This is a genomic window from Aerococcus sp. L_32 (assembly GCF_050689315.1).
The window spans coordinates 1-3037 of record NZ_JBOEQF010000256.1; the positions used below are offsets into that span (position 1 = coordinate 1).

Here is a 3037-nt window from a genome sequence, read left to right on the forward strand (position 1 = left end):
ATTCATTTTGAATAAAACATATTTGCCGGCTTAGCTCAGTTGGTAGAGCATCTGATTTGTAATCAGAGGGTCGAGGGTTCAAGTCCTTTAGCCGGCATATATAGAAAAACTCCTTCATCGAAAGATGGAGGAGTTTTTTGTTCTTTACTACGTTTTTTTCGACAATCTTGTTTTCTTAAGGGAAAGCTAAATAAATCTTTAAGTTTATACATATTCATCTGGCGTATAATAGACTTTTATGATGAATATAAAATAGCAATAAAAATGAGGGATGGAAAATGGAGGATGTGAATTAATGTGGAACGATCAATACCAAGGTCTAACGGATGAAGAAGTTCAAGCCAAAGTGGCTGATGGCCAGGTTAACCAAACCAGTCATTCTACCCAGAAGACGACGACTGAAATTATTAAAGAGAATGTTTTTACCCTATTTAATGCTTTAAACTTCTTGTTGGCTTTCTTATTGTTACTGGTTGGCGCGTATTCTAATATGGCGTTTATTGCCATCATTATATTGAATATTATTATTGGGATTGTCCAAGAGATTAGAGCCCGCGATTTGGTCAGCAAGTTGACCATTTTATCCAATAAACCAGTTAAGGTGGTCCGAAATGGCCAGGAAGTCATTGTGCCCTCTACTGAATTGGTGGTTGGCGACTTGATTATCCTTGAAAGTGGTGACCAGGTTCCGTCAGACGCCAACGTGGTGGACGGGTCCAGCGAAGTGAATGAGTCCCTTTTAACGGGTGAGTCGGATGCCATTTTAAAACAAGCAGGCGATGAGTTATTATCCGGTTCTTATTTGACCAGTGGGCAATTGCTGGCTGAGTTAATCCATGTTGGGGACGACAATTACGCAGAGCAGTTGGTAGCTGAAACCAAGTCTCAACCATACGCCCGTTCTGAATTAACCGATGCCATTAAGAAGATTGCCAAGTTTACCTCCTACATCATTGTGCCACTAGGGATACTCTTGTTCTTGCAAGCCTTTTTCCTACGAAGTGACACAGTGGATGTGGCGGTTATAAACTCGGTGGCTGCCCTGATCGGTATGCTGCCTAAAGGTCTGGTATTGTTGATTTCACTAGCCCTTTCAACTGCTGTTTTAAAACTAGGCAAAAAGAATGTACTCGTGCAAAATATGTACGCTGTTGAAGCCTTGGCCCACATGGATATGCTGTGTTTAGATAAGACTGGGACAATCACGCAAGGGCAGATGTCAGTGGAGGGGATTTTCCCACTAAACAGTACCTCCGACAAGAATTTACTAGCCAAATTGGCCAATTATACAACCGCATCAACCGATAGTAATTTAACCATGACGGCCTTGAAAGACCACTTCTACGGCAAAGCCTCTACTTTAGAAGCCTTACAAGTCACGCCCTTTTCATCTGAACGTAAGTGGGGTGCTATCGGTTTTGAAGGAACCGGTACAATTTTCGTTGGTGCAGCTGAATACCTTATCGACGAACCGATTGAGCAAGTAATTACCGCGCAAAATGACGGCCTGCGGGTCTTGTTGGTGGGACAATCGACTGACCTACTAGACGAAAAGACTGAAATCGCCAATTTAACAATCAAGCCAATTGGCTACATCACCTTGAGCGACCCAATTCGCCCCAATTCTAAATCTACTCTGGAATTTTTCCAAAATGAGGGTGTGGACATTAAGATTATTTCTGGTGACAACCCGCAAACTGTTGCCAGAGTTGCTAAGAACGCAGGACTCGCAGGCGACGCCCAAGCGATTGATATGAGTCAAATTCAAGCTGAAGCGGATGTAAGAGCAGCAGCCCACCAATACAATGTTTTTGGCCGGGTCTCACCTCAACAAAAGAAACTTCTGGTAGCTGAATTTCAAGACGAAGACCATATCGTTGGGATGACAGGTGACGGGGTCAACGATATTTTAGCCTTGTCACAAGCTGACTTATCCATCGCTATGGCTGAAGGTGACGGGGCAACCCGTCAAATGGCCGATTTAATCCTGGTCAATTCAGACTTTGGTGACTTACCAGCGGTCATTTCTGAAGGCCGCCGTGTGGTCAACAACATCACTCAGTCATCAAGCGTATTCTTTATCAAAACCCTATATTCCTTAATCGTGACCCTGATTTGTATTGCCTTGAATTTCCCGTTTCCATTTATTCCCTTACAAATTACCATGATAGACGCCTTTATCGAGGGCTATCCGGCCTTCTTCATGTCATTTGAACCTAATAACCAGCAAGTCAAAGAGCGGTTCCTACCCAAATCCCTTGCCGCTGCGCTACCTTCAGCGTTAACGGTGTCTGTAGCCATTTTGGCCTCCTTGGTCATGGTGAAACTGGGCATGATCGACTTTGAAACCGCTCGGACCTTTGACTATGTCATGTTGACCGGCGTCTCTTTATTTGCGGTATGGCAGTCCTGCTTCCCATTTAACAAGTTGCGTCTCTTTCTCGCATCAACCGCGACCCTTGCCATGCTTGCCGTCGCGCTGGTCTTGCCGCATTTTTCAGACATTCTGACTATCCAACCCATGACCGCTAGCGAAACCCTAATCAGTGTCGCCTTGTTGGCTCTCGCTTTTGCCTTTTGGAAAATGGTCAACCGCTATCAAGATCGTTTCAAAGCATTTTTCACACGGATGAATTTTTAAATGAACCGCATCTTTGCATGTAAAGATAACTACAAATAGACACAGAAAACCCCAGTAAGCAGCCTCGATGAGGCGCCTTACTGGGGTTTGTTTGTGTTATTTATTCAAGAATGCTTATTTCTTCAAAATGTCTACTTTATCTGTTTTTTCCCAAGCAAAGTCTTGGTCATCACGACCAAAATGGCCGTAAGCAGCAGTTTTACTGAAGATTGGTTGATGTAGTGATAACATATCGATAATCCCATTTGGGGTTAAGTCAAAGTTGTCGCGCACAAGGCCGACTAATTCATTTTCAGATAAATCACTTGTACCAAAGGTGTCAATCGCAATAGATACAGGTTCTGCAACCCCGATAGCATAGGCTAATTGGATTTCAACTTTACGCGCTAAGCCAGC

Annotated in this window: 2 protein-coding genes and 1 tRNA gene; 2 read left to right on the forward strand and 1 reads right to left on the reverse strand. The window is 43.6% G+C overall.

Annotation, left to right across the window (positions count from 1 at the left end; translation table 11 throughout):
- Positions 1 to 24: 24 nt before the first annotated feature.
- Positions 25 to 97, forward strand: a tRNA-Thr gene (locus tag ACRCJ0_RS11385).
- A gap of 198 nt (positions 98 to 295) precedes the next feature.
- The gene (locus ACRCJ0_RS11390) at positions 296 to 2641 is read left to right on the forward strand and encodes an HAD-IC family P-type ATPase (protein WP_431390491.1); all 2346 of its coding nucleotides are present in this window, start codon (positions 296 to 298) and stop codon (positions 2639 to 2641) included.
- Between the two features lie 114 nt (positions 2642 to 2755).
- On the opposite strand, the gene ACRCJ0_RS11395 is transcribed toward ACRCJ0_RS11390, so the two are convergent.
- Positions 2756 to 3037 (reverse strand): methionine adenosyltransferase domain-containing protein (locus ACRCJ0_RS11395; RefSeq protein WP_431390492.1); only part of this gene is annotated, 282 nt, incomplete at its 5' end.

What these genes read in the sequence shown, in the direction of transcription:
- ACRCJ0_RS11390 (WP_431390491.1), top strand. Translation starts at nt 296, where the DNA reads ATGTGGAACGATCAATACCAAGGTCTAACGGATGAAGAAGTTCAAGCC.